The sequence below is a fragment of the Coprococcus intestinihominis genome, from assembly GCF_040096555.1.
Taxonomy (GTDB): domain Bacteria; phylum Bacillota; class Clostridia; order Lachnospirales; family Lachnospiraceae; genus Coprococcus_A; species Coprococcus_A intestinihominis.
Genome location: NZ_JBBMEK010000268.1, coordinates 1 through 4,508 on the forward strand (window position 1 = coordinate 1; position 4,508 = coordinate 4,508).

The 4,508-nt window shown below is 45.8% G+C and carries 3 protein-coding genes; all 3 read left to right on the top strand.

The genetic code is table 11. The features are described from left to right. Positions 1 to 146 precede the first annotated feature (146 nt). Entirely contained in the window at positions 147 to 1,181 is a 1,035-nt protein-coding gene (locus tag WMO25_RS15320; RefSeq protein ID WP_349086043.1) for a LacI family DNA-binding transcriptional regulator, read from the top strand. Further along, positions 1,178 to 2,662, top strand: coding sequence for a 4-alpha-glucanotransferase (gene malQ / locus WMO25_RS15325; RefSeq protein ID WP_215690010.1), 1,485 nt, complete (start codon positions 1,178 to 1,180; stop codon positions 2,660 to 2,662). The genes WMO25_RS15320 and malQ overlap by 4 nt, the downstream gene beginning before the upstream one ends. Positions 2,663 to 3,199: 537 nt before the next feature. After that, positions 3,200 to 4,508, top strand: a 1,309-nt coding sequence (locus tag WMO25_RS15330) for an alanine/glycine:cation symporter family protein (RefSeq protein WP_349086045.1), incomplete at its 3' end; no start/stop codon positions are given.

Below are 4,508 nucleotides of genomic sequence, written 5' to 3' on the forward strand. Positions count from 1 at the left end.
CGAGGGTGTTGCAGCCGGTGCTGTTAAGGGTTAGAATTGTATGCGAAAATCCTGCTGAGAAATGTGTCTGCGAAGCAGACTGACATTCTGTATCAGGATTCGCAGACAGATATTGAATCTGACACCTGAAGAGAGAGGTAAAAACTGTGACAATAAAAGACATTGCAAAGGAAGCCGGATATTCCGTAGGTACAGTCTCAAGGGTACTGAATAATCATCCGGATGTTTCTGACAAGGCCAGGAAAAAGGTCATGGCCGTTGTCAAAAAAAATCATTTTAAACTGAACAATAATGCGAAGCATCTGAAACAGCAGTCTAACAGTGGTATTGCAGTGATTGTCAAAGGTAATAATAACATGCTTTTTGCAACGATTGTTGAAAAGCTTCAGGGATTGATCAAAGAGCGTGGCTATGTCTGTCTGATCTACTATATTGATGAGGATGAGAATGAAGTTGAACAGGCACTGCAGATTTGTCGTGAACGGCAGCCCATGGGCATTCTTTTTCTAGGCAGCGATTTAGAGTATTATCGCGGTCGTTTTGGGGATGCCGGCATTCCGGGGCTGCTGGTTACGAACTCGGCAGAGGGGATGGAACTTGAGAATCTTTCAAGCGTCAGTACGGATGATGAAGGCGCGGCACAGACGGCGATAGAGTATCTGTTCACGCTGGGACACAGAGAAATCGCGGTATTAGGCGGAAAATTGGAGAATTCTTACGCAGCAAGGTCCAGATATATGGGCTGTCGGAGAGCATTTGAACTCCGTGGACGGAATTTTGACAGGAGCCGACAGTATGAAGGTGCCAGATTCTCTATGGAAGATGGTTATCATGGCATGCTGAGAATTCTGAACAAGATGCCTGAGGTGACAGCCGTTTTTGCTATGTCAGATGTGATGGCGATTGGGGCCATTCGTGCCATCAAAGACCGGGGCCTTCGGGTACCGGAAGATATTTCGGTGATTGGCTTTGATGGTATTGTACTCAGTCAGTATATGTGTCCGAGATTGACGACCATCAAGCAGGATAGTGAGATTATTGCCAGACGTAGTCTGGAGATACTGCTTGGCAATATCCGGGAGGAGCTTCCGGTGACGTATGAGAGAATTCCGTCACTTTTTATAAGGGGTGAAAGTACCTGCGCTCTGTCAGTACAGAATAAAGGAGATGAGAAAAAGTGAGGAAAAGCGGTATTTTGATGCACCTGGCATCTCTGCCGTCTGAATACGGCGTTGGAACGATGGGGGCAGCGGCAAGAAAGTTTGCTGATTTCCTCAGCGATGCAGGACAGCAGTATTGGCAGCTTCTGCCAATCTGTCCGACCAGTTACGGTGATTCGCCGTATCAGTCCTTTTCTACATTTGCAGGCAATCCTTATTTCATTGATTTGGATTTGCTGGCGTCTGAAGGGCTTTTGGATAAAAAAGAATATGTATCTGTTAATTGGGGTGATGATGTATCACGAATTGATTATGGAAGACTTTATGAACAACGCTATCCGGTTTTAAAATTGGCCGCAAAACGTTTTTTGGAAAATGAACCGGAAGATTTTGAGACATTTTGCGAGCTGCAGGCTTTCTGGCTGGAAGATTATGCGCTGTTTATGACATTGAAGGATACCCATGGCGGCTGTTCATGGTGGCAGTGGGAGGATGAACTGAAAAGACGCGATCATTCGGCCATTGATAAAGTACGCGAAACAATGGCTGAACAGATTGCTTTCTGGAAAGTGCTGCAGTATTTCTTCTTCCGTCAGTGGAAGAGTCTGAAGCAGTATGTCAATGACAAAGGCATTGATTTTATCGGTGATCTGCCGATTTATGTTTCCCAGGACAGCGTGGATGTCTGGGCCCATCCGGAACTTTTCCAGCTGGATGAGAATCTGATGCCGAAGGAAGTTTCCGGTTGTCCGCCGGATGGCTTTTCTGCCACAGGACAGTTGTGGGGCAATCCGCTCTTTGACTGGGACAAGATGGCAGAAGATGATTATGCATGGTGGGTTGGAAGAATCGATTATTTCTGTCATATTTATGATGTACTGAGAATCGATCATTTCCGAGGCTTTGATTCTTATTTTGCGATTCCGTATGGCGCTGAGACGGCCAAAGACGGTTACTGGAAGCAGGGGCCGGGCATGAAACTTTTCAATGCGGTGGAAGCCAAGATTGGTAAACAACCGATTATTGCCGAAGATTTAGGCTTTCTGACAGACTCTGTCAAGAAACTTTTGGCTGACAGCGGATTTCCTGGCATGAAAGTTTTTGAATTGGGCTTTGACAGCAGGGATACCAATGGCAACGGCTATCAGCCGCATAACTTTATCAGGGACTGTGTGGCTTATACAGGAACCCATGACAATGATACCATTCAAGGCTGGTTTGCATCCGCGGATCCTGTTGATACAGAATGGGCCAGAGAATACTTCCGATTGACAAAAGAGGAAGGCTATCACTGGGGTATGATGCGGGCTTTGTGGGGCAGTGTGGCAGACACAGCCATCGTGCAGGCGCAGGATCTTCTGGGACTTGGCAGCGAAGCCAGAATGAACGAGCCGTCCACTGTGGGGCGGAACTGGCAGTGGCGGGCATTGCCGGGAGTGTTCACAGAAGAACTGGCACAGAAGATACATCGGATGATGGTGCTGTATGAGAGAGTGAACTAAAACAGAATTTAAGAGAGAGATTATATAAAACGGCCGTGAGCAGAAAACTCACGGCCGCTTGTTTTGTACCTATGAGATAGTCTATAATCCCAGAACATTTGACAGAAATAGTTTAAGAAGCGCTGCCACGGCAAATGCCAGGACGGCAGTAATGATAATTCGGATTGCTTTAGGAAAATTATCAAGTACAGACGATCTGTTTTTTCGATGGAGTTTATTAATCAAACCTGTTGAATAAAAAACAATCATAGTAATTGTTACCGGCACTAAAGTTTCGCAATACAAATACAGTTTTTCAAAGAAGCTATTTTGTCCGGATACGCCGGCAGCTTCAAGAATATAACAGAGAATGAGCGCGCAGACACATGTGTCTGGTACATGAATTTTATTGTAACATGAATTAGATTCAGATAAAACATAAAAGAGAAGTTTGTATTGAGCTTTTAACTTTTTTACTGTATACTGTTAAAGGTGAAAGTGATAAAGCACAACTTTTAATAACTATGGCGTTTTGCTATTTAGGGAAGGAAATTTAGAATGTTTATTGTACAGCTTATTGAAGCCACCTACAATTTTCTGTGGGGCGACTTATTTCAAATTCCGCTGCCGGTCGGCGGTTCTATCGGCATTTCACTGCTGATCCTATTTCTTGTGCCGGCGGCGGTTTATTTTACGATTCGTACGCGTTTTATGCAGGTTCGCCTGTTCCCGGATATGGTGCGTGCCCTGACGAAACAAAAGAGCGGGGAAAATGGGCTGTCACCTTTTCAGACTTTGATTGTATCCACGGCCACCCGTGTCGGTATGGGGAATCTTGTGGGTGTTGTAGCGGCTATTTCTGCCGGTGGTGCCGGTGCTGTTTTCTGGATGTGGATCATGGCGGTTTTGGGTTCTGCCACAGCTTTTATCGAGGCCACACTGGCACAGCTTTATAAAGAAAAAGACCCGCTTTACGGCGGTTATCGCGGTGGACCGGCTTATTATATTCATCGTTTTTTCGAGCGCAAAGAAGGCAGGAAGAAAAGGTATGTTCTGCCGGCGGTATTATTTGCCATTTCGGGTCTGATCTGCTGGTGCGGTATCAGTCAGGTTATCAGTAATTCGGTTTCGGAATCATTTAACAATGCCTTTAACATTCCGCCGCTTTATACAACGATTGCACTGGTAATTTTGGCGGCGGTGATCGTGCTCAGGAAAAATGCGACGGTCAAGGTGCTGGATATATTGGTACCGGTGATGGCCGTTTTATATTTTGTGATCACATTGATTATCATCGGAATGAATATAACGGCACTGCCTGGGGTTTTTCAGCGTATTTTTGAAGAAGCTTTCGGCATCCGGCAGTTTGCCGGCGGCAGTTTTGGCGCTATTTTGATGAATGGTGTAAAACGCGGCTTGTTTTCCAATGAGGCCGGTTCGGGTTCTGCACCTTGTGCGGCAGCTGCTGCAGAGGGAAAGACACCGGTGACCATGGGACTGGTTCAGTCTCTTGGCGTCTTTATCGATACCATTGTGATTTGCAGCTGCACCGCATTTATTATGCTGCTTGTACCGCAGGAAGTGACAGATGGTCTGTCAGGTATGGCACTTTTGCAGACGGCCATGGAATTTCATCTGGGGCGATTTGGCGTGATTTTTATTGCAGTCACATTAGCTATGTTCAGTTTTTCAACATTTCTCGGTATTCTTTTTTATGCCCGATCTAATGTGGCGTACCTTTTTGGTGATAAATGGTGCTGGCAGATGGCCTATAAAGTATTGGCGCTGGTTATGCTGTTCATCGGCGGTATTGCCGCCTATACATTTGTATGGGATCTGGGTGATGTGGGCATCGGCCTGATGACAT